Genomic DNA, 21,693 nt, shown 5'->3' on the forward strand with positions numbered 1-21,693 from the left:
GACAAATCCATCTTTACGAGGTCTTTTAAATGCCTCTTTGATAGGATTTACTATACCCTTTTAACCATATCTTCAATAGGGATTTGGCTTTTTTCTGAAATATTACTTATGGCACCTTTGGAATGTTATTTTTTAATTATTAAAATTTTACTTTTGGATGCCGTATCCACCACCACCCGGGGTGTGCAGAACAAAGATATCGCCATTCTCAACGGTGGCTTTGCCAGTCGCTGCAAGCTCAGTGATTTGTCCATCGCTATGCTCAACCCAATTCTCGCCAGCTTTACCTGATTGGCCCCCATTCATACCATATGGGGCATGTTTTCTACGGTTCGCCAAAATAACGACTTCCATCTTTTCGAGGAATTTAAGGCGTCGGATGGTGCCATCTCCGCCGCGATATTGGCCTTTGCCGCCAGATCCTCTGCGGATTTCAAAACTATCCAATTGCACAGGAAAGCGCCATTCTAGTATTTCTGGATCAGTTAAGCGGGAATTGGTCATATGGGTGTGAACTGCATCGCAACCATCAAAGCCGTTACCTGCACCTGCACCACCACAAACGGTTTCATAATATTGGAATTGGTCATTCCCGAATGTGGTATTATTCATTGTACCTTGGGCACCTGCCATGACACCTAAGGCGCCATAAACCGCATCTGTGACAGCTTGAGAAGTTTCCACATTACCTGCAACGACTGCTGCGGGGTATTTGGGGTTTAGCATAGAGCCTTCTGGAATAATAAGTTCGATAGGCTTTAAGCATCCCTCATTCATTGGGATGTCATCATCAACCAAAGTACGGAAAACATACAGAACAGCTGCACGGCATACCGCTGAAGGGGCGTTAAAGTTGGTTGGTCGTTGCTCGCTGGTACCTGTGAAATCCACTTTTGCGGATCGGGTTGCCTTGTTAATGGATACTGTTGCTTTAATCTGGCTTCCATCATCCATGGGGTAGGTGAATTCGCCATCTTTAAGAACATCAATGACGCGTCGAACAGATTCTTCTGCATTATCCTGTACATGGTTCATATAGGCCTGAACCGTTGGTAGGCTGAAATGATCTACCATGCGACGCAATTCTTGGACGCCTTTTTCATTTGCAGCGACCTGTGCATGGATATCTGCTAAATTTTGAGAGGGATTGCGCGCTGGGTATTTGCCGCTGCTAAGAAGGTCAACAAATTCTTTCTCTTGGAACTTACCTTGATCAATAAGTTTGAAATTATCAATAAGAATACCTTCTTCTTCCACAGTGGTGGAATTAGGTGGCATGGAACCCGGGGTTAGGCCACCAATGTCGGCTTGGTGTCCACGACTGCCTACATAGAATAAAATTTCTTTGCCATCTTCATCAAAAACAGGCGTTACAACGGTTACATCCGGTAGATGAGTGCCACCATTATATGGGGCGTTAAGGACATAAACATCGCCAGCTTTAATTTTCCCTTTATTGCCATCAATAACGGCGCGAATACTTTCACCCATGGAGCCGAGATGTACAGGCATATGAGGGGCATTGGCGATAAGTTGGCCCTTGTCATCAAAGATTGCACAAGAGAAATCGAGGCGTTCTTTGATATTTACAGAATAGGCTGTGTTTTGGAGACGGAAACCCATCTGTTCAGCGATGGACATAAATAGATTGTTGAAAACTTCTAGCATTACAGGATCGCAGCTGGTACCGATTGCCTCTGTGCGGGCAAGTGGAATGATACGTGTTAATACCAAATCCCCGATATTTGAAACCTCTGCTTCCCAGCCTGGCTCAATCACATTAGTACCAGTTTTTTCACGGATGATAGCTGGGCCTTGGATTTTCGAGCCTGCAGGTAAAAGGTCACGGTCAAAAACTGGGGCATTTTGATGATTACCCGCCATAAAGCAGTCTACTTTAGCTAAGGGGGTGCTATTGGTTTCTGTTAATTCCAAAGCTTTAGGATCGGTCTGATAACTTTGACCAATTGTTTCGGTTGCTGCTGTTTCTGCGATAAGTGCTTTGCCTTCCATATTAAAGCCAAAGCGTTCGCGATAAGCTTCTTCAAACTCTTTTTCCATCTCAGGAATAGATGCAAAAGTAACCTCTAGGGCATTGTCGGAACCATCATAGCGTAAATGTAATTTACGTAATGTCATAAGCTTTTCTTCGGCGATATCTTGCGCGCGAACTTCTTCTTCGCATTCAATCGCTAGATTATCCAAAGACTTGGATAAGGTGGTAAGATGGTCTTCCGATAAAGGAAGCTCAACAGATTTTTCACGCATCGCACGCACATCGGCTAAACCCATACCAAAGGCGGAAAGAACGCCTGCAAATGGGTGTAATAAAACCTTTGTCATGCCAAGTGCATCTGCAACAAGACATGCATGTTGTCCGCCGGCACCGCCAAAGCTGGTCAAAGTATATTCAGTTACATCATAACCCCGTTGAACAGAGATTTTCTTGATGGCATTTGCCATATTTTCAACGGCGATTTTTAAGAAACCTTCCGCAACTTCATGGGCCGTACGTTTATCGCCTGTTGCTTTTTCAATTTCTGCTGCCATTGCGGTGAATTTTTGGGCGACTACATCTTTATCTAATGGTTCATCTTGATTGGGACCGAAGACAGGAGGGAAAAAATCCGGCTGCAATTTGCCAAGCATCACATTGCAATCGGTTACAGTAAGTGGGCCGCCACGACGATAAGCCGCGGGCCCTGGGTTTGCACCTGCACTTTCTGGGCCGACACGATAACGTCCTCCATCAAAGTGGCAAATTGACCCGCCGCCTGCAGCAACTGTGTGGATTTGCATCATGGGTGCACGCATGCGAACGCCAGCCACTTGTGTTTCAAAGGCGCGTTCATAAATACCATTGTAATGGGCCACATCTGTAGATGTGCCACCCATATCAAATGTGATAATTTTATCAAATCCTGCTTGTTCGGAGGTTCTAACAGATCCAACAATACCACCTGCGGGGCCGGAAAGGATGGCATCCTTTCCTTGGAACAGTTTCGCATCGGTAAGGCCGCCATTTGATTGCATGAATTGTAGGCGCACATCACCTAATTCATCAGCAACTTGTTCAACATAGCGACGCAAGATAGGAGACAGATAAGCATCCACAACGGTTGTATCGCCGCGGCTCACCAATTTAATCAGTGGGCTCGTTTCGTTGGATGTGGAAATTTGAGTGAAGCCCAAATCTTTCGCCAATTTTGCGATTTTGTTTTCATGATTAGGGAATTTGTAACCATGCATTGTTACAATTGCGATGGATTTGATACCGTCATCTAATGCGGCTTGAAGGCGAGGTTTAAGACTCTCCAACTCCAAGGGAGTAACAATGTCACCCTTCGCGTTTAAGCGTTCTTTCACTTCCTCTACACGTTCGTATAGGAGTTCTGGTAGTTCAATATTGCGATCAAATAATTTTGGACGTGCTTGGTAGGCGATGCGAAGCGCATCCCGAAACCCTTCGGTAATAACCAATAGTGTCCGATCACCTTTACGTTCTAAAAGTGCGTTTGTGGCAACAGTTGTCCCCATTTTTACAGCATCAATTTTTTCTGACGGAATCGGATCACCTTTTTTCAAGCCAAGGAAGTCACGAATACCTTGTACAGCAGCATCTTTATATGCCTCAGGATTCTCACTGAGAAGTTTATGGGTCAAAAGGCTACCGTCAGGCGCATAAGCCACAAGGTCAGTAAAGGTGCCGCCACGATCGATCCAAAACTGCCAACCCGCTTGTTGTTGTAATTTATTTGTTTGTTCGGTCATGACTTTTACGTCCCTGTTTCTTTGGCTTGCACCGCGTAAAATAGAGTGTGATTTCCTAGTTATACGGTGTCTGGAAATATCTTCAATTTATTTACATTGACAATTTATCAATAATTTGTCAATATTATTTCAGCGAGGAAAATTACTTAACTGAATTTTGAAGTTTATAAGCTGATTTTAGACGTTCTTTGACAGAAAATTCATTTAGGATGATACTCCACCATATTCTAATAAACGAAATTTTTGAGGTAGATAATCTGCCTCTATGTAACAGGGAAGGTTAACGATGAAACCGAAACATTTATTAGCAGCGGTTGCTGCGACCGTTATGGGTATTTCTTCTGCAGTAGCAGAAGAGTGGAATATGCCAGTTCCTTATTCCGATGCGGTATTTCATACTAAAAATATTCGTCAATTTGCGGATGATGTAACTGCGGCAACGAATGGTGATCTTACTATTAAAGTGCATTCCGCTGGTTCTTTATTTAAGCATCCAGAAATTAAAAACGCGGTTCGTAGTGGTCAGGTGCCAGTAGGTGAGTTCTTGTTGTCTCGTCTTGGTAATGAAAATGCGGTATTCGCTGTTGATACATTACCTTTCTTGGCCTCAAATTATGATGCAGCGTCTAAACTTTGGGCTGCAAGCCGTCCAAAAGTTGAAGAATTACTTGATAAGCAAGGACTGCAAGTTCTGTTTTCTGTGCCTTGGCCACCACAAGGTCTCTATACAAAGAAAGATGTTGAAACTGTTGAAGATCTGAAAGGTTTGTCTTTCCGTGCCTATAATGCTGGTACAGAGACATTAGCTAAAAAAGCTGGTATGGCGCCAACTCAGGTTGAAAGCCCAGACATTCCACAAGCTTTCGCGACAGGCCGTGTTCAAGCTATGATTACATCTCCATCCACTGGTGTTTCTTCCAAGGCTTGGGATTTCCTAACAAATTATTATGACACACAAGCTTGGTTGCCGAAAAACATTGTTGTGATCAATAAGAAATCTTTCCGCCGTTTGGATAAAGCAACTCAGGACGCGGTGATGGCAGCTGCAAGTGCCGCTGAAAAACGCGGTTGGGAAATGTCCATGGCTGAAACTGATGCAAAGACACAAACATTGCGTGACAATGGTGTAACAGTGTCTGCGCCATCTGGTCAATTGACCCAAGAACTTCAAGCGATTGGCGACGAAATGGTTGCTGATTGGATGGAGTCTGCGGGTGATGATGGTCGTGCTGTTATCAAAGCGTATCGCTAAAATAGCGGATTGAGCTAAAAAAGGGCCGTTGCCTGACGAGATGCGGGCAGCGGCTTTTTTATAAAGTCATTAAAATTAAAACAGGATAGGGACTATGCGAAATCTATTAGACCGATTTTACGGGCTTAGTCTGGGCTTGGCTGCAATCTTCTTGTTCGCGATTTGCGTTATCGTACTGGCGCAAGTTGGGTGCAATATTTTTAATAGTATTTTGAAAATGGCAACCGGAACGGCAGGTGATTATACCATTCCGTCTTATGCAGAATTTGCGGGTTTCTTCTTGGCGGCATCTTCTTTTCTAGCATTGGCTGGAACCTTCAGAGGCGGGGCACATATTCGCGTTAGTCTGATATTGATGCAGTTATCCGATCCTGTAAGACGTGTTTTTGAAGCTATTGCTGTCTTGCTCGGTTTAGTTATGGCATCTTATCTTTGTTATTATCTCGCAGCATTGATGTATGAATCTTATGAGTATGGCGATATGTCACCGGGGATCGTGCCCGTGGAACTTTGGATACCACAATCTGCATTAGTTCTTGGTACTGCAGTTTTCAGCATTTCTTTATTCGATAGTTTTATTCAAATCCTGAGGGGGGCCGTGCGTGCTCATCCTGATGGTGGTGAATTGGAGTAAGTCTCATGGAACAATTACTTACTTCTTTGTTTCTTTTATTCGTATTACTGGCCGCATTAGCTGGCGGGTTATGGGTTGCGTTATCCTTATTGCTTGTTGGCTTTGTAGGAATGATCATTTTTACATCTGCACCTGTGGGGCTTGTATTGGCATCTACCATATGGGGGCATAGCAATAGTTGGGCACTAGCCGCATTACCGCTGTTTATCTGGATGGGAGAAATTCTGTTTAGATCCAAACTTTCAGAAAATATGTTTGCGGGATTAAGTCCTTGGCTTGGACGCTTACCCGGTGGTTTGTTACATGTGAATATTTTGGGCTGTGGTATTTTTGCTGCTGTTTCTGGGTCTTCTGCGGCGACAGCGGCAACCGTTGGTAAAATGTCGATCCCGCAATTACGCCGCCGTGGGTATGATGACCAAATGACCTTGGGCACCTTAGCGGGCTCTGGAACCTTAGGTCTTTTGATCCCGCCGTCGATCATTTTGATCGTTTATGGGGTCGCGACGGATCAATCCATTGCACGTTTATTCGTCGCAGGCGTTATTCCTGGTTTCCTTCTCGTTGCTCTCTTTATGGGATATGTGGCGATTTGGGCGATGATGAATAAATCAAAAATGCCAACCAATGCTGAAACCTATACATGGACTGACCGTATGGTGGGTTTGAAAAAACTAGCCCCAGTCGTGATTTTGATCGCAGGTGTTATTGGGTCTATTTATATGGGATTGGCTTCACCCACAGATGCCGCCGCTGTGGGCGTCGCGCTCGCGTTACTTCTCAACTGGATATCCGGCGATTTAAATTGGGTGAGTTTTAAAGATGGGTTGATCGGGGCAACAAAGACCAGTTGCATGATTGCCTTTATTTTAGCCGGGGCAGGGTTCTTAACTGTTGCTATGGGCTTTACGGGTATTCCGCGCGTTTTAGCGGAATGGATTGGGGATATGCAGTTATCGCCTTTTGCCTTGCTTGCTGCGTTAACCGTGTTTTTTGTGATCCTTGGCTGTTTCCTTGATGGTATTTCCGTTGTGGTACTTACAACATCAGTGATTTTACCGATGGTGGAGAAGGTCGGCATTGATATCTTATGGTTTGGTATCTTTGTCGTGATTGTGGTTGAAATGTCTCAAATCACACCACCTGTCGGATTTAATTTATTTGTTCTTCAAGGGCTTACTGGAAAAGATATTTTACGTATCGCCAAAGCAGCTGTTCCATTCTTTCTATTGATGTTCATTGCATTGGGCGCAATAGTGGTCTTTCCGGAACTCGTCACCTACCTGCCAAATAATATGGGAAATTAAATTTGGAAGAACCGCTAGAAGCTGTGGATTCAACAAACGAGCCGCATGACCACCCTTTAAAAGGTATTGGTTATATGTTGGCAGGTGTAGCGATCCTTGTTGCACTTGAAATGTGTGCGAAATCCGCAGCCAATGCAGGTGTTGGTGTGTTGCAAGTAAGTTGGGTGCGCTATGTCGGGCATCTTGTCCTTTTTGCAGCAATTTTCGGTCCTAAATTAAAGCTTGGTTTGGTAAAAACTCAATACCCCGTGAAGCAAATTTCGCGGGGTGTTTTATTGTTGTTGATGACATTGGCATCTTTCTTGTCCCTCCAATATTTGCAGATGATACAAGTGACCGTCATTGGTTTTTTAATCCCGCTTGTCGTTGCGGCGTTATCTGTACCTATGTTGAAGGAAAGAGTTGGGCCTCATCGTTGGGGAGCCATTATTATTGGGTTCATTGGGGTGATGTTGGTGGTGCGTCCGACCAGCCTAGATACACATTGGTCCATGTTGGTATTGATGGGGGGGATTTTCTTTTACGGGTTTTATATGATTTACACCAAGCAGCTTGCCTCAAAAGGGGAAAGTTCGATCAGAAGTGTTTTTTACACGGCCTTGATCGGTGGTGTGATCTTAACTTTGCCGATGCCATTTGTATGGGAAATGCCGCAAAATATAGAAGTTTGGGGATATCTGGCCGCAGCTGGTATCCTTGGGGGGATCGGACATTTCTTGGTTATCAAGGCACATGAATTTGCTCCGGCAAGCTTGCTGGCGCCATTTATTTATACCCAAGTGATTTGGTCTGTGTTAATGGGCTATTTACAGTTCGGAGATTTACCGGATCATTGGACGATTTTAGGCGGTGCTATTGTGATTAGCAGTGGTATTTATTTGATGGTTCGGGAAGCTCGTAAACAGAAGAAATAAATTCATAATAAAAGAATTATTATAAGGGGTTGGGGTATGAGTGAAGCTGTCCAGAGCGCAGGTCTGAATAATCGTGCCGTTATCTTAATTATTGTGGCAATGGCTTTGTTGGCCGTTCAGGAAGGTATTGCAAAATATCTGGGCCAACATCTATCTGTGCCACAAGTGGTTTGGGCACGTTACGCAAGCCATGCAATGCTGATGCTGGTTATCCTTTTTCCACGACATGGCTTTAAGATTTTCAAAAGTAAAATCCCCTTTATGCAGACGGGTCGTAGTCTTCTTTTATTTACGGATACAGCTCTTTTCTTTACCGGACTTACCTTGATTGGTTTGGCCGAGGCCACTGCCATTTTCTTTATGGCGCCCCTGTTCGTTGTTCTGATTTCTATCCCCTTATTAGGGGAGCGGGTTGGGTGGTATAGCTTTGGGGCAATCTTTGTGGGTTTTCTCGGTATGTTACTTATTGTGCGTCCTGGATTGGACGGTATGAATATCGGTGGTTTGATGATTGTAGGGTCGGCTGTTTGCATGTCCTTGTTTAATGTATCCACAAGAAAACTTGCGGGCACAGATGATGCAGAAGTCACCATGATGTTTACGGCTATGGTTGGTTTTGTTGTTGCAAGTATTGCGTTGCCGTTTTTCTGGACTACGCCGGAAGGTTTATGGGTTTGGCTTGGCATGATCTTTATCGGGATGATCGGTGGCGTGGCACATAATCTGTTTATTATCGCACATGAAAACGAAGAAGCGAGCAAGCTTGCCCCTTTTATGTATAGTCAAATTATCTTCGCCATTGCCTTGGGGTGGCTTATGTTTTCAATGTTACCGGATATTTATACGGTGATCGGATCAATCATTGTGATTGGTAGTGGCCTGTTCTTATGGAAACGTGGTCGTGTGAAGGCCGAAGATTTGGAACAGCTTTAGGATCGATCAAGCTTGCTAGATCAAGGCGTCGTATAGCTGTACAATCTGTCGTTGGATAATGCTGTCTGAAAATTGTGTTTCAACGGCTTTGCGGGCTTCTTTTGCCATTCGTTGGCGGATTTCTGGTTTTTCGGCCAGTAATTGTAAAGCATCCGCCAGTGGTTCTATGGATTTCAGCGGCACCAAAATACCAGTTTTGCCATCGACACAAATTTCACGACAACCCGGAACATCTGTGGCAATTAAAGCGCGTCCGCATGCCGCACCTTCTAGCAATGATTTTGGCAATCCTTCGCGATAGCTAGGTAATACTGCGATATGGGATTTTGCGTATTCGCCGGCAATATCTGTGCTGGGTCCTGTGACTTCAACGATACCTTCTGCAGCCCAGCTGTCTAGTTCTGCTTGGGAAAAACTCGCCGGATTATCATCAGTGGGGCCCACCAAACGGATTCTGATATCCGTACCATATTTCTTTAAAAGGCGTGCGGCTTCTACCAATTCACCGATACCTTTATCTTTCAGCATACGGGCAACACAGGTCGCAATAATGGGGCCTTCTGGTTCTGGAGTGACGTCATATTGGCTGATATCTACGCCTGATCCACGAATAATACGTGTATGGGATGCTTCAACTTCGATATCTTGAATAAAGGTGCGTTGGTCATCTTGATTTTGAAGCAGTAAGCGCGTGCCGTCACGATTGTTTAACCATTTCAGTAAGGATTTCACGATTGGTCGTAAAATTTTTGCTTTTAAACTTTGAGAGATGAAAAGATAACCAAGCCCCGTCATCGCATTCACAACGGCCGGAACACCGGTTATCCAGGCAGCGAGTGAGCCATATAATACAGGTTTCATTGCGACATTGTGGATGAGATCCGGTTTATATTGTTTAAAAGCTTTGCGGATGGCCAGCAAGGTGACCCAATCTTTTACAGGATTAATACCACTGCGATCAAATGGGATTGATACAGCTTTAAAACCTTCTGCTTCAATTTTTTCAACATGGCCGTTGCCATTGAAACGAACACCAGCAATGACAGTTGCACCAGCATCACGTGCTGCGCGTGCCATCGGTAGACGATGTGAACAAAAAGACCAATCTTCTGCTGCAAGAAAGAATACAGTTTTACCTTCAAGAGGGCGATCATCTTGTGTCATATACCCAATCCAATTCACATCGCTATGTTTGCTGTCGTATTCAGGCTAAAATAGGGGGATTTTGCAATAAGGCAATGTCAAAAAGCAGACTAATTTTACGATGATGTGGAAAATGGATTGCCAAGTTTCATTTTGCGTTTTATCCAGCCACTCATAAAGATAAACATCCACATACGTTGGGTGACACAAGAAAAGCTTAAAGGATTTAGAAATGGGCATTCTTCTGGGAATTGATACAGGCGGTACATTCACTGATGCCGTGTTGTTTGATGAAGAAAAAGGCGTGTTACACGCAGCAAAATCTCTGACTACGAAACATGATCTTTCCATTGGCTTAAATGGTGCTGCACAGGCTGTTTTAAATGAGGCCGTTGATATTAAGCCAGAAGATGTGAAACTAGTTTCTATTTCTACAACACTTGCAACCAACGCTATTGTGGAAGATCACGGTAACCCCGTGGCCCTTTTACTGATTGGTCAGCCGCCAGCCACATTAGAACGTGCAGGCCTTAAAACCGTTATGGGAAGTGATCCGGTTATTTTTATCGAAGGTGGGCATACAGCAAGTGGTGATGAGAAATGTCCCTTGGATGTTGCCGCTTTGGAAGAGGCCTTGGATAAAATTAAAGGCAAGGTGTCGGCCTTTGCAATTGCTGGATATTTTGCGACCCGTAATCCCGCACATGAAATTCAGGCGCGCGAAATCATCCGTGAAAAAACCGGATTGCCAATTACCTGTGCCCATGAACTAAGTTCTAATCTGGATGCACCACGTCGGGCGCTAACGGCTGTGTTGAATGCTCGCCTTATTCCTTTGCTACAACACTTGATTGAAGCTGTGCAGGATTTCCAACAAGATATCGGATTGGAATGTCCTTTGATGGTGGTGAAAGGGGATGGCTCTTTAATCTCTGCTGATACAGCCTTAAGTCGCCCTGTTGAAACAATTCTGTCTGGTCCTGCTGCAAGTGTGGTTGGTGCACAGCATCAAGTTGGTCAAAAGGATATGGTTGTTTCCGATATGGGAGGAACAACCACCGATATTGCACTTCTAAAAGATGGTCTTCCTGTCCTAAACAAGAACGGAGCTGTCGTCGCGGGACATCGTACGATGGTTGAAGCTGTTGAAGTGCATACAGTTGGACTAGGTGGTGATAGTGAAATTCGTCTTGATGATGAAAAGAATTTGGTTGCTGGTCCCCGTCGTGTGGTGCCGATTTCATTATTGGCCTGTGATTACGATTTTGTCGTTTCAACACTTAAAGAGCAATTAGAACGTGGATGGCGTAAAACATATGATGGTAAGTTTGCGATCAAATTGCGTGACTTACCCGAAGATCAACGTGAAAGTTTAAGTCGTACAGAAGAATTTATCTACGATAAACTTTCTGAAGGGCCTATGTCCTTAGAGAAACTTTTAGGCCGCCAAGTACCTGATCCTCCCCTTCGTCGTTTGGTTGATCGTGGCTTGGTTATTATTTCTGCCTTTACGCCATCTGATGCGTCTCATCTAAAAGGTCTTCATGACAGTTGGAATAAAGAAGCTGCAGAATTAGCTGCTGCTATTTGGGCCGATACCGAAAAACGACCGGATCAAATGGTTGCAGAAGATGCGCTGGATTTTGCCGACAAAGTTTGGGATTTAACTGTTATCCAAACCGGGGAAGCCTTGATTGACTCTATTCTTGATAGTCGTATTGGGTTAACAGTTGCTGCGGGACAAGGGCTTGCCAAACAGCTTATTCGTGAATCCATGAAGGCTGAGAAAGATCGCCTATTACCAATGATACCAAGTATGGCCTTGGCAGAACCACTTGTTGGTATTGGGGCCCCGGCACGTAGTTATTATGGGGAAGTCGCAAAACGTCTTTCGACTGAATATATCGAACCTGAATTTGCCCATGTATCCAATGCGGTTGGTGCGGTCGCAGGCGGTGTTGCACAGCGCGCTGAACTGACGGTTACAGCACCGGATGATATGCGCTTCCGTATTCATGGGGCAGGGGAACAAGAAGATTCTTTCGATTTAGAAGAAACGTTAGAAAAAACAAGACAGCTGGCAAGAACAATAGCCCATGAACGGGCGGTTAATGCAGGCGCTGGTGATATCGAAATTCGTATGGAAGAAGAAATTCGTCAGGCAAATACGGGTGGAAGTGATAAGCCTATCTTTATCGAAGCAAAAATTACGGCCACTGCGATAGGTCGACCAAATTTAGGTTAACTGATTGAAAGCCTTAAAGCTAAAAAGGGATATGTTTTTACATATCCCTTTTTTCTTACTTGTTTGGATTAACCGCGGCGGCGTTTACGTCCGCGTCGACCACCTTCATTTTCATCACCACCATGAGAATGAGGAGAAGGCCCATTAGAAAGCGGTCCTAACACTTCAATGATTTTTTCTTCTGATGGTTTCTCACCCGGTGTGTAATCTTTCAAAGAATCTGTGATCGCCTTGATCACTTCACCATCAGACCCACAGCAGCCACCAATAATCTTCGCACCACAATCACGTGCCATACGCGCATATTTACCCATCAATTCTGGCGTGCCGGAGAAAATAAACTCACCATTTACATATTGTGGGATACCACAGTTCGCTTTGGCAACGATAACGGCATTTGCATCCACAACAGTTTGCATTTGCGCTAAAGAAATAACACTTTCAGTCGGACCAAGGCCACAATTTGCGCCAATTGCTGCTGGCTGAGTTGGTAAATGGCTAAGATGTTCATAAGCATCTTCCGGGGAAACACCCATCATGGTTTTTCCATTTGTATCAAAAGTCATGGTCGTTACCACAGGTAAACCGACAGATGACGCACCTTCAACAGCGGCGGCGGATTCTTCACGGCCGGACATGGTTTCAATCCAAAGAACATCGACACCGCCAGCCTTCAGGCCTTCTGCTTGTGCTTTAAAAGCTGCAACAGCTTCTTCATATTTTAATGTTCCTGCTGGTTCCAGAATTTCGCCTGTTGGCCCCATAGAACCACCAACAACCACATCTCTGTCTGATGCATCTGCGACTTTACGTGCGCGTTCCGCCGCAGCTTTATTTAATTCAAATACACGGTCTTCGGAATTATGCAGTTTGAGGCGAAACTCATTACATCCAAAGCTATTGGTTAAAACGATATCGGATCCATTATCCACATATTCTTGATGTACAGATTCAACACGATCCTGATGATCCACATTCCAAAGCTCAGGCGCATCACCTGTCTGTAGACCACGTTTAAAGAGGGAGGTTCCCATGGCACCATCCGCAATCAAATAGTCACGTTCATTTAATAGTTTTGTAAATAGATTTTCCATCTGTTGCTTCCTTTGGAATTGCGGAATTCAAATTTCATATTCTTTATAATATAAAGAATTCTTTATATCCATATAAAAAACATAAAAATAAGAAATTAACATTGTATTCAAGCGATTCTCTTATAGGGTGCATTGGTTGGCGAAGTTAATGGGGTATTTCGGTGAAAAACTATATAAGAATTTGCGGCTTCATGATGTTGCTTGCTGGTTGTACAACTACGTATACAGATACGTTTGTTCCGATTGCGGATGAACAAGCTGTATTGGGGTGGAAAGACGAAGATTTTCGATTTGCTAAAAAAGGTACGAGGACTGCCCGGGCAGATGCGCGATTATATGAAGAAATATATAATTTTGATGATAATAAAGAAAGGCTTCAACTCTATGTTGGTATGTATGAAAATCCATATTCATGGGATAGAAATAGAGGGGAAAGTAATCTAAAGGAAACTTTGTCACGCTTGCCGATAATTTCAAATGCTAAGGAAGTTTCTTATTTTGCATTTAGTCGAACATCTAAAACGGTAAAACTCTATCTTGTCATCGACGGTCAAGAATGCGCGGCATTTACAGAACTATTACAATTATTTAACTATAGATTACATGCGCAATACAGATCGTATATATTAGGAATCTATTGCACAACTAAAGAAAAAAGCATTGCTGACAATGAGATTGATAAAGTAAGAAATGCCTATTCTTTCAAAGATGATTTATATGATGGAACAGGATTATAAGATTAAGAAAATTCAACCAGTTTTTGATATTTTGTTCGATGCCTTATTGGGCCGTTTACAGGGTGTTTTCAATAGAGCTAAGATGAATAATTATTTAAAGATTTTATTTGTATTATTTGTGCTGACTGGTTGCGCTGGAACTTATCCTGATAAATTTATGCCAATTACAGATGAGCAAGCAGTATTAGGATGGAAGAGCGATATTCGCTTTTTTGAAAAGGGTAATAGAAGCGCGCGTGTTAGTGCAAAAATCTATGAGGAAATTTATAGTTTTGATGATGATGATGAAAAATTAGAACTCTATGTCGGTAAATATGCTAGACCTCATTTTTGGGATCGTGACATTAATCAAGTCAAAGAGGTTTTATCTAACTTGACGTTAGTTGCTAACGCTAAGGAAGTATCTTATTTCGAACCTTCTCGTACAGCAACGAAATCAAAGCTATATCTTACTGTCGATGATCTGACCTGCGCAGCATTTATTGAGCTCTTACAATTATGGCGCACTACCCATGAACGAGGAGAATATCGGGCACAGGTCGTGGGAATTTTTTGTAAATCCAAAGGGCGTGAGATTTCTGACTATGAGATAGGTAGATTGCGAAATGCATATACCTTCAAAGATGAGCTGTATGATGGGGCAGGGCTATAATCATACTATTTTAATTTTAAATTTAAATTGCATTCAATTTTTCCGACAGTAAGATACGGAAAATTCAATTTCTGGGGGATTCTATGAAGTATTTCAGTTTATTATTGGTGTCATTCTTGATGATGGGATGTGTAGGGAAGTTCACGGATAGATTTATCTATATTGATAGTGATACCGCCTTAATTTCTTGGCGCGATAAGGATTCTGAATATGCTGATAAAGGAGCTTTTTCCGCGCGTGCAAATTCTGAAATCTATGAAGAATATTATAGTTTTGATGAGGATGGGCAGGATTTTCAAATTTATTTGGTAATGTTTGCAAAAAAATATGCATGGGTTCCGACTTCGACAGAAACTGCTTATAAACGCGTTATGACAGATTTACCACTGGTCTCACATGCAGAAGAGCTTGCGTATAGTGATGTTATTCGGGAGCCAAAATTTGCATATGCACGTGCCATTATTGACAGAAGGGCATGTGTGACCTTTATGGATTATTTACAGCAACATGCTAGATCCCAAGGTAAGGTATTTCGCTCTCAGCTTTTTGGTGTCTATTGTGCAAAGAAGGGCGATGAATTGACCGACGCTAAGATATCCAAAGTATTAGCGTCTTATGTTTTCGATGCGCCGGCATATGATGGACGGGGTATTATGGTTGCTTCGGATAATTAATGAAGAAAATAAAAAAGGCCGCTCAAGATTAGCGGCCTTTTTTATTAATTGGTTTGGTGAACCTATTTAATCATCGCCAAAAATTCACGACGTGTCTCTGGTTGAGAGCGGAAAACACCAGTCATACGAGATGTAACAGTTGCAACACCTTGCTTTTGAATGCCACGAGTTGTCATGCATTGGTGAACTGCATCAATAACGACTGCAACACCTTGCGGCTGTAAGGCTTCTTGAATAGCATCTGCAACTTGAACAGTCATGATTTCTTGTGTTTGCAAACGTTTGGCAAAAATTTCAACAACACGTGCCAATTTGGAAATACCGACAACGCGACTATCTGGCAAATAGGCTACATGTGCAGTACCAATGATCGGTGCGATATGATGTTCACAGTGAGATTCAAATGGAATATCGCGAAGCATTACGATTTCATCATAACCATCTGTTTCTTCAAAAGTACGTTGCAATACTTTAACCGGGTCATTTTGGTAGCCAGCAAAATATTCTTCATAAGCGCGTACCACACGTGCTGGTGTGTCCAATAGGCCTTCGCGGGTTGGATCGTCACCTGTCCAGGCTAATAATGTGCGTACAGCTTCTTCAGCCTCCTCACGGGAAGGACGATCAACAACAAGTTCTGGTTTCTTCAATGCGTCTTGCATGGGGCAGACCTTATCTTTCTAACTTTAGTTCAATGATGCCGTTTATACGAACATCCTACTTAAATCCATATCGGTATCTATGACCGTTTTTTCAATAGAAGACTATTGCAAATATGGAAACACAGCTTTACCGAATGCGACAGTTCCTGATCATGTAATCATTTCTGATGTGACAAAATCGTGTTAATTGGAACTTGGCAGTCTTAGATCCAGTTCTATATATAATATTTATGCGGCATATAGGCCCACTGGGCGGGCATTGTCAATATTGGGAAGGACACGGATTTTTCTAACCGCGCCATTCCTTCAAACATAGATGGAATTTGATCTTAATCGTAAAGGAAAAAGAACGTGTCGGACGATCTTTATAATGAACAAATATTGAAACTTGCCGCTGGGTTGGTGGATATTGATCGTTTAGAGGCCCCAGATGCAACTGTAACTGTAGATAGTCCTCTTTGTGGAAGTCGTGTCAAAGTGGACTTAAAGTATTCACCGACAGAAGATTGTGTAACTGCATATGGACAGGAAGTACGCGCGTGTGCACTTGGTAAATCTTCTGCAGCAATCGTTGCTAAGCATATAAAAGGAACATCTGCGGAAGAAGCCACAGTTTTACGTCAACAAGTTGAGGCAATGCTGAAGAAAGATGGAGATGTACCTATCGGTAAGTGGGCTGAATTAGAAGCATTGATCCCGGCAAGGGCGCATAAATCCCGTCATGCCTCTATTCTTTTACCTTTTAAAGCTGTCGAAAAAGCAATTGCTGAGATCAAAGCAAATCAGATTGTTCCCTAGATGTTATTTTTTCGCAATGTGATGTTATATTTTCTCAAAGGAATAGTGCTTTTATACCGCTATACCTTATCCAGCTTTATGGGTCGCAATTGCCGATATCTACCCACCTGTTCAGAGTATGCATTGGAAGCTTTGGATGTCCATGGGCCATTTAAAGGCGGATGGTTGGCGTTAAAGCGTATCGGAAGATGTAATCCGTGGGGCGGGAGTGGATATGATCCTGTACCTGGAACAGGATCAGATAAATGTGGATGTTCTAAGGGTACAGACTAGCGATCTATTGGTTGATCTACAGGGATGTTACATACCAAAATACGAGTGATTGTATAATCTTCCTGACTTGCATCTTCACAAAAAGGTAAAACAAGGCGACACCATCTGACCATTGAGGATATCTCAGGGGGGGGCGTCATGTTCCCCATAAAGCGGCAAACGTTCCGTCAGCAGTCGTATATACTGTTCCGCCAAGGTTTTGGGTGGTTCTGTTTGGAAGTCAGACACGTATTTTCCTGTCATATCACTACCAAAACGTCGTGCGATGTTGGTGCCATAGAGACGAAATAAGAAGTCTTGCTTACCATCTTTTTCTTCTGGACGAAGTAAAATCAGATCTCCGAGTGCCTGTGGCATTTTGAGTGGGTCGAGGTCTTTTCGGCATGGTAATACTCTATCACCCTTGGCATCCAGCCATGCTTTATAGGCAGCCTTGTGCTGTTTATAAGTGAAGTCATCGGGAGATAAGAGAGTGGAGGAAAAAAAACGCCCGACATATTCTTCGGAACCGGGAGTGGTTTTCTTACAGAGCGTCCCATTTGAAATCAGTTTGCTTTTCGCACTATCTGATAACCCGATTAGTTTCTCGGCCATATATATTTTCCCTTTATTATCCTAATAGTAATAAATCTTCATAAATGGTTAAACAATAGAAAAGGCTAAAATACATATATAAAATAATGGTTAAGAACGCTTTTGCGAATTATTCTGCGGTCCAGCCGCCGTCAACTATTATGCTGCTGCCAGTAACATAGCTAGAAGCATCAGAGGCAAGAAAAACTGCCGCGCCTGTTGTTTCTTCTAGGCGCGCAAAGCGTCCCATTGGTGTTTTATCCAACAACCGCTTGGATAATGTTTCATGTGCCCGTAATCCTTGAGTTAAATCAGTTTCTACGAACCCATACGCGATTGCATTTACGCGGATACCCTTTTTTGCCCAATCTAGAGCCATTCCTTTGGTAAGTTGCTCCACCCCGCCTTTTGTTGCTGCATAGGCAGCTTGTTTCGCGAGGCCAACATGCCCTGCAATAGAAGATATATTGATAATGCTTCCAGATTGGTTCTCTAGCATTGCCAAGCCAAATGTTTTGCTACAGTTGAATACACCGCCTAAATTCACATCAACCAGTTTTTTCCAGTCTTCCTCATTAATCCGTTCCGTACTCATATAAACAGGACTAATTCCGGCATTGTTTACAAGAATATCAACTTTGCCATGGGTCGATAGAACGTCGTCTTTGAAAAATTCAACGGCTGCGCTATCTGACACATCTACAGAATGTGTCGAGATATCTGCGTCATAATGTTTCAATTCATCCGCAACTTTAGATAAGGATGGTTGACTGCGACTTGCAATAGCAATATTCGCGCCGTGCTTAAGGAATTCTTCTGCTATTGCTTTGCCTATGCCACGGCTTCCACCTGTAATAACAGCGGTTTTCCCTAGCAGACTAAATTGATCTTTCATGATTTCCCAACTTTCATTTGCCTTTATCCTATAACCAGTTCGGGGAATACAGGAAGAAAAATATTCTGTTATTGATCGGATGACTTACATCTTCGAATCTGCTTTTCTAATTACCTCTTTTGGATATAACGACGCATAGGGTTTTAGTATGTTTATGTCATTACGATTGGGAGTAGTTGTTGCATTCTTGACGATGTTAGCAGGATGCCAGACTAAGCAGAATATCAATGAGGCATGGGAGCAGGTTAAAACGGATGCTCAACAAGCTTATCAAGAGTCCAAGGAATGGTTTAATGAAGTTTATGCCGATGCCTTTTCAGATGATGATAAGAAAGAAATCCGAAAAGAAGGAAAAACTGTTTTAGAAACCAATGTTGATGGTGAGCAGAAAGAATGGACCAGCGAACAAACTGGTGCAACCGTTACCATGACACCGCTTAATACACGGGTTGAGCAGAAAACATATGATTTAATTTTTGCCGAAAATGTCGAATTCCCTAAGGATATTCAATTTTTAGGGGCATTGTATACTGTCGCTCAAAGCACAAATGTACGTACGTCACCAAACGCAGCGGGTCGGGTGACGGCTTGGTTGCGTGAAGGGGATGTATTCCGCGCTATCGGGGCTGTCGAAGATGAGGAATGGATTTTAGTTGAGCGTTACGGCGTTATTATTGGTTATGTAAATAAAAACCTGGTTGTTACAACCGATGAAAGCAAAGCGGATGCAGGATCAGCCAAAGGTAAGACTGTGACACAAAAAATATCAGGAAATACGACATGTCGCACTTTAGAGGTTGAAGTTGTTAGTAAAGAAGGGGGGCGCGAAAAGAAAAACGTTAATGTTTGCTTCCGACCAGATGGGGAATGGGGGATTTAGGTGTCTCTATTTCTTTTAAATTCTTTCCAATGACTAGTGTCTCTAGTCCATATTCTTACTTTTGGTACCAAGAAACGGAATGAAAATAGTACGCCTCTTCTGTTAAGACGTAACATTGTATATTTCCATCAATGAAAGAGATTAAAATGAATTCGTCAGCAGCAGTAAATACACATATGGGATCTAAGGAATGGGGGATGTTGATCTTGCTTTCCATCCTTTGGGGTGGGTCTTTCTTTACTGTTGGTATAGCAGTGCAGGAACTACCAACTTTCACAATCGTGAATTTACGCGTGGCGATTGCGGCTTTGACTTTATTTGCCATTCTAAAATTGGTGAGGATTTCCATGCCAATGGATTTAAGACATTGGATCGCCTTTTTTGGCATGGGATTACTTAATAATGCTATTCCTTTCTCTTTAATTGTCTGGGGGCAAGCACATATTGCCTCAGGTCTTGCCTCAATTTTAAATGCTGCGACGCCTATTTTTACCGTAGTTGTTGCTCATTTCCTGACTGCGGATGAAAAAATGAGTCCAAACAAAATGTTGGGTGTTTTTATTGGCTTTGCAGGTGTGGCTATGATGATTGGTATGGATGCATTAGGGGAATTAGGCACAGCTGTCTGGGCACAACTAGCGATTATCGGTGCGACCTTAAGTTATGCATTTTCGGGTGTATGGGGGCGTCGATTTAAACGGATGGGCACAGCTCCCATGGTTACGGCGACAGGGCAGTTAACAGCCTCCAGTTTAATTCTATTACCTGTCACTTTTTATCTGGATCAGCCTCTCTCTCTTAACATGCCAGGGATGGAAACTATTCTAGCAATTGTATTTCTTGCAGTGGCTGCGACATCACTGGCGTATCTTCTATTTTTCAAAATTCTGGCCGCAGCAGGTGCGACAAATGTGATGCTCGTTACTTTGCTGGTTCCTGTAAGTGCAATTATTTTAGGTGCAGCATTCTTGGGCGAGGTATTAGCGCTAAAACATTTTTTAGGTATGGCGATGATTGCTTTGGGGTTAGCTGCAATTGACGGCAGGCCATGGCGTATGATAACAGGCGCATCCAAACGCGCTAAAGTTTAAGTAAAAACAGGTTTTACAAAATGTCTGCTGATAAAACATATGATATGTTTGATCCGGCCAATCCGGTATTGGGGTATATCCGCGAAAAATCAGTTCGTGAACCTGATTATCTTGTCAGACTTCGTGAAGAAACAGCCAAACATCCTGCCGGCCGTATGCAGATTACGCCGGAGCAGGGAGCATTAATGCATATGCTGGTAAAGTTGCACGGTGCTAAAACTGCTATCGAGATTGGTGTTTTTACAGGATATAGTGCAGCTGTGCTTGCTGCAGCTTTACCAGAAGACGGCAAGCTTTATGCATGTGATCATGATATTCGCCATATGGACATACAGCATCGTTATTGGAGCGAGGCGGGGGTGCAGGATAAAATTGATATGCGATACGAGCTTGCAAATGACGCATTTCCGCAATGGGAAATGGAAGGGCTCATTGGATCAGTTGATATGATTTTTGTAGATGCCGACAAGGGAAGTTACATTTCTTATTATGAACAGGCGATGAAGCTTTTACGTCCTGGCGGTCTTTTAATCATGGATAATGTTTTGTGGTATGGCAAAGTCGCAGATCCTGAAAATGTTGAAAATTTAACTGTATCTGTGCGCCAATTTAATGATTTTGCCTCTCAACAAAAAGATGTGGAGATTTCGACAATCCCCATCGGGGATGGCATGACTTTAATCCGCAAATCTGACTAATGGATTAGTCGTAATCCTGATAGGATTTTTCTTCTACAACGTCAGATCCCATTAAAATATTTACATCCTTTTTCAAGGCAGCTCGCTTGTCGTTGGTGAAATATACAGAACGTGCCAATTCGACAAATTTTTCACCAAAATCCTTTTGACGTTCCTGATCACGAATATCATCTTCAATATTCCATAATTGTTGATTGATATTTTTAAGTTGCGCGGTGAGTTCCATTAAACCTGCAGGCAAGGTATAACTGTCTCTGGTTTGGCTTAAAACAGTGTGTTCATGTTTTACATTCACCAGCTTCTCAGGATCCGTCATATTTTCTAATTTGATTTCTAGAATAGTGATTTTGTCAATTAATTCACCCCAAGAAACAGGTGCTGTTAAAGTCATTCTCTTATCCTTACCAAGACTTTTTATATCAAATCAAATTCCTGCATCTTGCAGGTTGGATGCGAAGCAGCCTAAT

General features: G+C 42.9%; 21 protein-coding genes. 14 read left to right on the forward strand and 7 right to left on the reverse strand.

The features are described 5' to 3' along the window. Positions 1 to 147 precede the first annotated feature (147 nt). Positions 148 to 3,771 carry a hydantoinase B/oxoprolinase family protein gene (locus ACOQOA_RS14485; protein ID WP_420549328.1) on the reverse strand — a complete coding sequence of 1,208 codons (3,624 nt, stop codon included), beginning with the start codon at positions 3,769 to 3,771 and terminating at the stop codon, positions 148 to 150. Positions 3,772 to 4,057: 286 nt separating this feature from the next. On the opposite strand from ACOQOA_RS14485, the gene ACOQOA_RS14490 reads away from it, so the two are divergent. The 5 genes from ACOQOA_RS14490 to ACOQOA_RS14510 all read left to right on the forward strand — a co-directional run bounded on the left by ACOQOA_RS14490 (position 4,058) and on the right by ACOQOA_RS14510 (position 8,811). After that, entirely contained in the window at positions 4,058 to 5,023 is a 966-nt protein-coding gene (locus ACOQOA_RS14490) for a TRAP transporter substrate-binding protein (protein WP_420549329.1), read from the forward strand. A gap of 94 nt (positions 5,024 to 5,117) precedes the next feature. Further along, positions 5,118 to 5,657: a TRAP transporter small permease gene (locus ACOQOA_RS14495; RefSeq protein ID WP_420549330.1), complete on the forward strand. Its 540-nt coding sequence runs from the start codon at positions 5,118 to 5,120 to the stop codon at positions 5,655 to 5,657. A gap of 5 nt (positions 5,658 to 5,662) precedes the next feature. Beyond that, positions 5,663 to 6,964 carry a TRAP transporter large permease gene (locus tag ACOQOA_RS14500; RefSeq protein WP_420549331.1) on the forward strand — a complete coding sequence of 434 codons (1,302 nt, stop codon included), beginning with the start codon at positions 5,663 to 5,665 and terminating at the stop codon, positions 6,962 to 6,964. 2 nt (positions 6,965 to 6,966) lie between these two features. Continuing rightward, on the forward strand, positions 6,967 to 7,878 hold the full coding sequence (locus ACOQOA_RS14505; protein WP_420549332.1) for a DMT family transporter: 912 nt from the start codon (positions 6,967 to 6,969) through the stop codon (positions 7,876 to 7,878). Positions 7,879 to 7,914: 36 nt separating this feature from the next. Beyond that, complete coding sequence (locus ACOQOA_RS14510; RefSeq protein ID WP_420549333.1) at positions 7,915 to 8,811, forward strand: DMT family transporter; 897 nt, start codon at positions 7,915 to 7,917, stop codon at positions 8,809 to 8,811. A 15-nt stretch (positions 8,812 to 8,826) separates the two neighbouring features. Here ACOQOA_RS14510 and ACOQOA_RS14515 read toward each other — a convergent pair whose 3' ends face one another. Further along, positions 8,827 to 9,975, reverse strand: a complete 1,149-nt coding sequence (locus ACOQOA_RS14515; RefSeq protein ID WP_420549334.1) for a glycosyltransferase family 4 protein — start codon at positions 9,973 to 9,975, stop codon at positions 8,827 to 8,829. A gap of 211 nt (positions 9,976 to 10,186) precedes the next feature. Between ACOQOA_RS14515 and ACOQOA_RS14520 the strand changes: the two genes are divergently transcribed. Continuing rightward, positions 10,187 to 12,199 (forward strand): hydantoinase/oxoprolinase N-terminal domain-containing protein, encoded by a 2,013-nt coding sequence (locus ACOQOA_RS14520; protein ID WP_420549335.1) that lies wholly within the window; start codon positions 10,187 to 10,189, stop codon positions 12,197 to 12,199. Between the two features lie 68 nt (positions 12,200 to 12,267). On the opposite strand, the gene bmt is transcribed toward ACOQOA_RS14520, so the two are convergent. Next, the gene (gene bmt, locus ACOQOA_RS14525; protein ID WP_420549336.1) at positions 12,268 to 13,293 is read right to left on the reverse strand and encodes a betaine--homocysteine S-methyltransferase; all 1,026 of its coding nucleotides are present in this window, start codon (positions 13,291 to 13,293) and stop codon (positions 12,268 to 12,270) included. A gap of 191 nt (positions 13,294 to 13,484) precedes the next feature. On the opposite strand from bmt, the gene ACOQOA_RS14530 reads away from it, so the two are divergent. The 3 genes from ACOQOA_RS14530 to ACOQOA_RS14540 all read left to right on the forward strand — a co-directional run bounded on the left by ACOQOA_RS14530 (position 13,485) and on the right by ACOQOA_RS14540 (position 15,356). Continuing rightward, positions 13,485 to 14,030, forward strand: coding sequence for a hypothetical protein (locus ACOQOA_RS14530; RefSeq protein ID WP_420549337.1), 546 nt, complete (start codon positions 13,485 to 13,487; stop codon positions 14,028 to 14,030). After that, on the forward strand, positions 14,011 to 14,682 hold the full coding sequence (locus ACOQOA_RS14535; RefSeq protein WP_420549338.1) for a hypothetical protein: 672 nt from the start codon (positions 14,011 to 14,013) through the stop codon (positions 14,680 to 14,682). Before ACOQOA_RS14530 ends, ACOQOA_RS14535 begins: the two co-directional genes overlap by 20 nt. A gap of 83 nt (positions 14,683 to 14,765) precedes the next feature. After that, a complete protein-coding gene (locus ACOQOA_RS14540) occupies positions 14,766 to 15,356 on the forward strand; it encodes a hypothetical protein (protein ID WP_420549339.1) in 591 nt (196 codons plus the stop codon). A gap of 62 nt (positions 15,357 to 15,418) precedes the next feature. Here the strand turns inward: ACOQOA_RS14540 and folE are convergent, their stop codons facing one another. Then, positions 15,419 to 16,018: a GTP cyclohydrolase I FolE gene (folE, locus tag ACOQOA_RS14545; protein ID WP_420549340.1), complete on the reverse strand. Its 600-nt coding sequence runs from the start codon at positions 16,016 to 16,018 to the stop codon at positions 15,419 to 15,421. A gap of 351 nt (positions 16,019 to 16,369) precedes the next feature. Here folE and ACOQOA_RS14550 point away from each other — a divergent pair, with 351 nt between their 5' ends. Then, positions 16,370 to 16,816 carry an iron-sulfur cluster assembly scaffold protein gene (locus ACOQOA_RS14550; protein WP_420549341.1) on the forward strand — a complete coding sequence of 149 codons (447 nt, stop codon included), beginning with the start codon at positions 16,370 to 16,372 and terminating at the stop codon, positions 16,814 to 16,816. Between the two features lie 45 nt (positions 16,817 to 16,861). After that, positions 16,862 to 17,089, forward strand: coding sequence for a membrane protein insertion efficiency factor YidD (gene yidD, locus ACOQOA_RS14555; RefSeq protein WP_420549342.1), 228 nt, complete (start codon positions 16,862 to 16,864; stop codon positions 17,087 to 17,089). Between the two features lie 123 nt (positions 17,090 to 17,212). Here yidD and ACOQOA_RS14560 read toward each other — a convergent pair whose 3' ends face one another. Then, positions 17,213 to 17,683 (reverse strand): PAS domain-containing protein, encoded by a 471-nt coding sequence (locus tag ACOQOA_RS14560; RefSeq protein WP_420549343.1) that lies wholly within the window; start codon positions 17,681 to 17,683, stop codon positions 17,213 to 17,215. A gap of 109 nt (positions 17,684 to 17,792) precedes the next feature. Further along, positions 17,793 to 18,557, reverse strand: a complete 765-nt coding sequence (locus ACOQOA_RS14565) for an SDR family NAD(P)-dependent oxidoreductase (protein WP_420549344.1) — start codon at positions 18,555 to 18,557, stop codon at positions 17,793 to 17,795. A gap of 148 nt (positions 18,558 to 18,705) precedes the next feature. On the opposite strand from ACOQOA_RS14565, the gene ACOQOA_RS14570 reads away from it, so the two are divergent. The 3 genes from ACOQOA_RS14570 (at position 18,706) to ACOQOA_RS14580 (ending at position 21,226) form a co-directional block, all read left to right on the forward strand. Further along, positions 18,706 to 19,437 (forward strand): SH3 domain-containing protein, encoded by a 732-nt coding sequence (locus tag ACOQOA_RS14570; protein WP_420549345.1) that lies wholly within the window; start codon positions 18,706 to 18,708, stop codon positions 19,435 to 19,437. 146 nt (positions 19,438 to 19,583) lie between these two features. Further along, positions 19,584 to 20,528: a DMT family transporter gene (locus ACOQOA_RS14575; RefSeq protein ID WP_420549346.1), complete on the forward strand. Its 945-nt coding sequence runs from the start codon at positions 19,584 to 19,586 to the stop codon at positions 20,526 to 20,528. A gap of 20 nt (positions 20,529 to 20,548) precedes the next feature. Next, on the forward strand, positions 20,549 to 21,226 hold the full coding sequence (locus ACOQOA_RS14580) for a class I SAM-dependent methyltransferase (RefSeq protein WP_420549347.1): 678 nt from the start codon (positions 20,549 to 20,551) through the stop codon (positions 21,224 to 21,226). 4 nt (positions 21,227 to 21,230) lie between these two features. On the opposite strand, the gene ACOQOA_RS14585 is transcribed toward ACOQOA_RS14580, so the two are convergent. Then, positions 21,231 to 21,617, reverse strand: coding sequence for a DUF6165 family protein (locus ACOQOA_RS14585; RefSeq protein WP_420549348.1), 387 nt, complete (start codon positions 21,615 to 21,617; stop codon positions 21,231 to 21,233). Between the last annotated feature and the right edge of the window lie 76 nt (positions 21,618 to 21,693).

It is taken from the genome of Curvivirga sp. (assembly GCF_965219885.1).
In the GTDB taxonomy this organism is placed as follows: domain Bacteria; phylum Pseudomonadota; class Alphaproteobacteria; order UBA8366; family Aestuariispiraceae; genus Curvivirga.

Excerpts from the sequence above, each read along its gene's own strand:
- ACOQOA_RS14485 (WP_420549328.1), bottom strand. The coding sequence starts at position 3,771 with ATGACCGAACAAACAAATAAATTACAACAACAAGCGGGTTGGCAGTTT.
- ACOQOA_RS14490 (WP_420549329.1), top strand. The coding sequence starts at position 4,058 with ATGAAACCGAAACATTTATTAGCAGCGGTTGCTGCGACCGTTATGGGT.
- ACOQOA_RS14495 (WP_420549330.1), top strand. The coding sequence starts at position 5,118 with ATGCGAAATCTATTAGACCGATTTTACGGGCTTAGTCTGGGCTTGGCT.
- ACOQOA_RS14500 (WP_420549331.1), top strand. The coding sequence starts at position 5,663 with ATGGAACAATTACTTACTTCTTTGTTTCTTTTATTCGTATTACTGGCC.
- ACOQOA_RS14510 (WP_420549333.1), top strand. The coding sequence starts at position 7,915 with ATGAGTGAAGCTGTCCAGAGCGCAGGTCTGAATAATCGTGCCGTTATC.
- ACOQOA_RS14515 (WP_420549334.1), bottom strand. The coding sequence starts at position 9,975 with ATGACACAAGATGATCGCCCTCTTGAAGGTAAAACTGTATTCTTTCTT.
- ACOQOA_RS14520 (WP_420549335.1), top strand. The coding sequence starts at position 10,187 with ATGGGCATTCTTCTGGGAATTGATACAGGCGGTACATTCACTGATGCC.
- bmt (WP_420549336.1), bottom strand. The coding sequence starts at position 13,293 with ATGGAAAATCTATTTACAAAACTATTAAATGAACGTGACTATTTGATT.
- ACOQOA_RS14530 (WP_420549337.1), top strand. The coding sequence starts at position 13,485 with ATGATGTTGCTTGCTGGTTGTACAACTACGTATACAGATACGTTTGTT.
- ACOQOA_RS14535 (WP_420549338.1), top strand. The coding sequence starts at position 14,011 with ATGATGGAACAGGATTATAAGATTAAGAAAATTCAACCAGTTTTTGAT.
- ACOQOA_RS14540 (WP_420549339.1), top strand. The coding sequence starts at position 14,766 with ATGAAGTATTTCAGTTTATTATTGGTGTCATTCTTGATGATGGGATGT.
- folE (WP_420549340.1), bottom strand. The coding sequence starts at position 16,018 with ATGCAAGACGCATTGAAGAAACCAGAACTTGTTGTTGATCGTCCTTCC.
- ACOQOA_RS14560 (WP_420549343.1), bottom strand. The coding sequence starts at position 17,683 with ATGGCCGAGAAACTAATCGGGTTATCAGATAGTGCGAAAAGCAAACTG.
- ACOQOA_RS14565 (WP_420549344.1), bottom strand. The coding sequence starts at position 18,557 with ATGAAAGATCAATTTAGTCTGCTAGGGAAAACCGCTGTTATTACAGGT.
- ACOQOA_RS14570 (WP_420549345.1), top strand. The coding sequence starts at position 18,706 with ATGTTTATGTCATTACGATTGGGAGTAGTTGTTGCATTCTTGACGATG.
- ACOQOA_RS14575 (WP_420549346.1), top strand. The coding sequence starts at position 19,584 with ATGAATTCGTCAGCAGCAGTAAATACACATATGGGATCTAAGGAATGG.
- ACOQOA_RS14580 (WP_420549347.1), top strand. The coding sequence starts at position 20,549 with ATGTCTGCTGATAAAACATATGATATGTTTGATCCGGCCAATCCGGTA.
- ACOQOA_RS14585 (WP_420549348.1), bottom strand. The coding sequence starts at position 21,617 with ATGACTTTAACAGCACCTGTTTCTTGGGGTGAATTAATTGACAAAATC.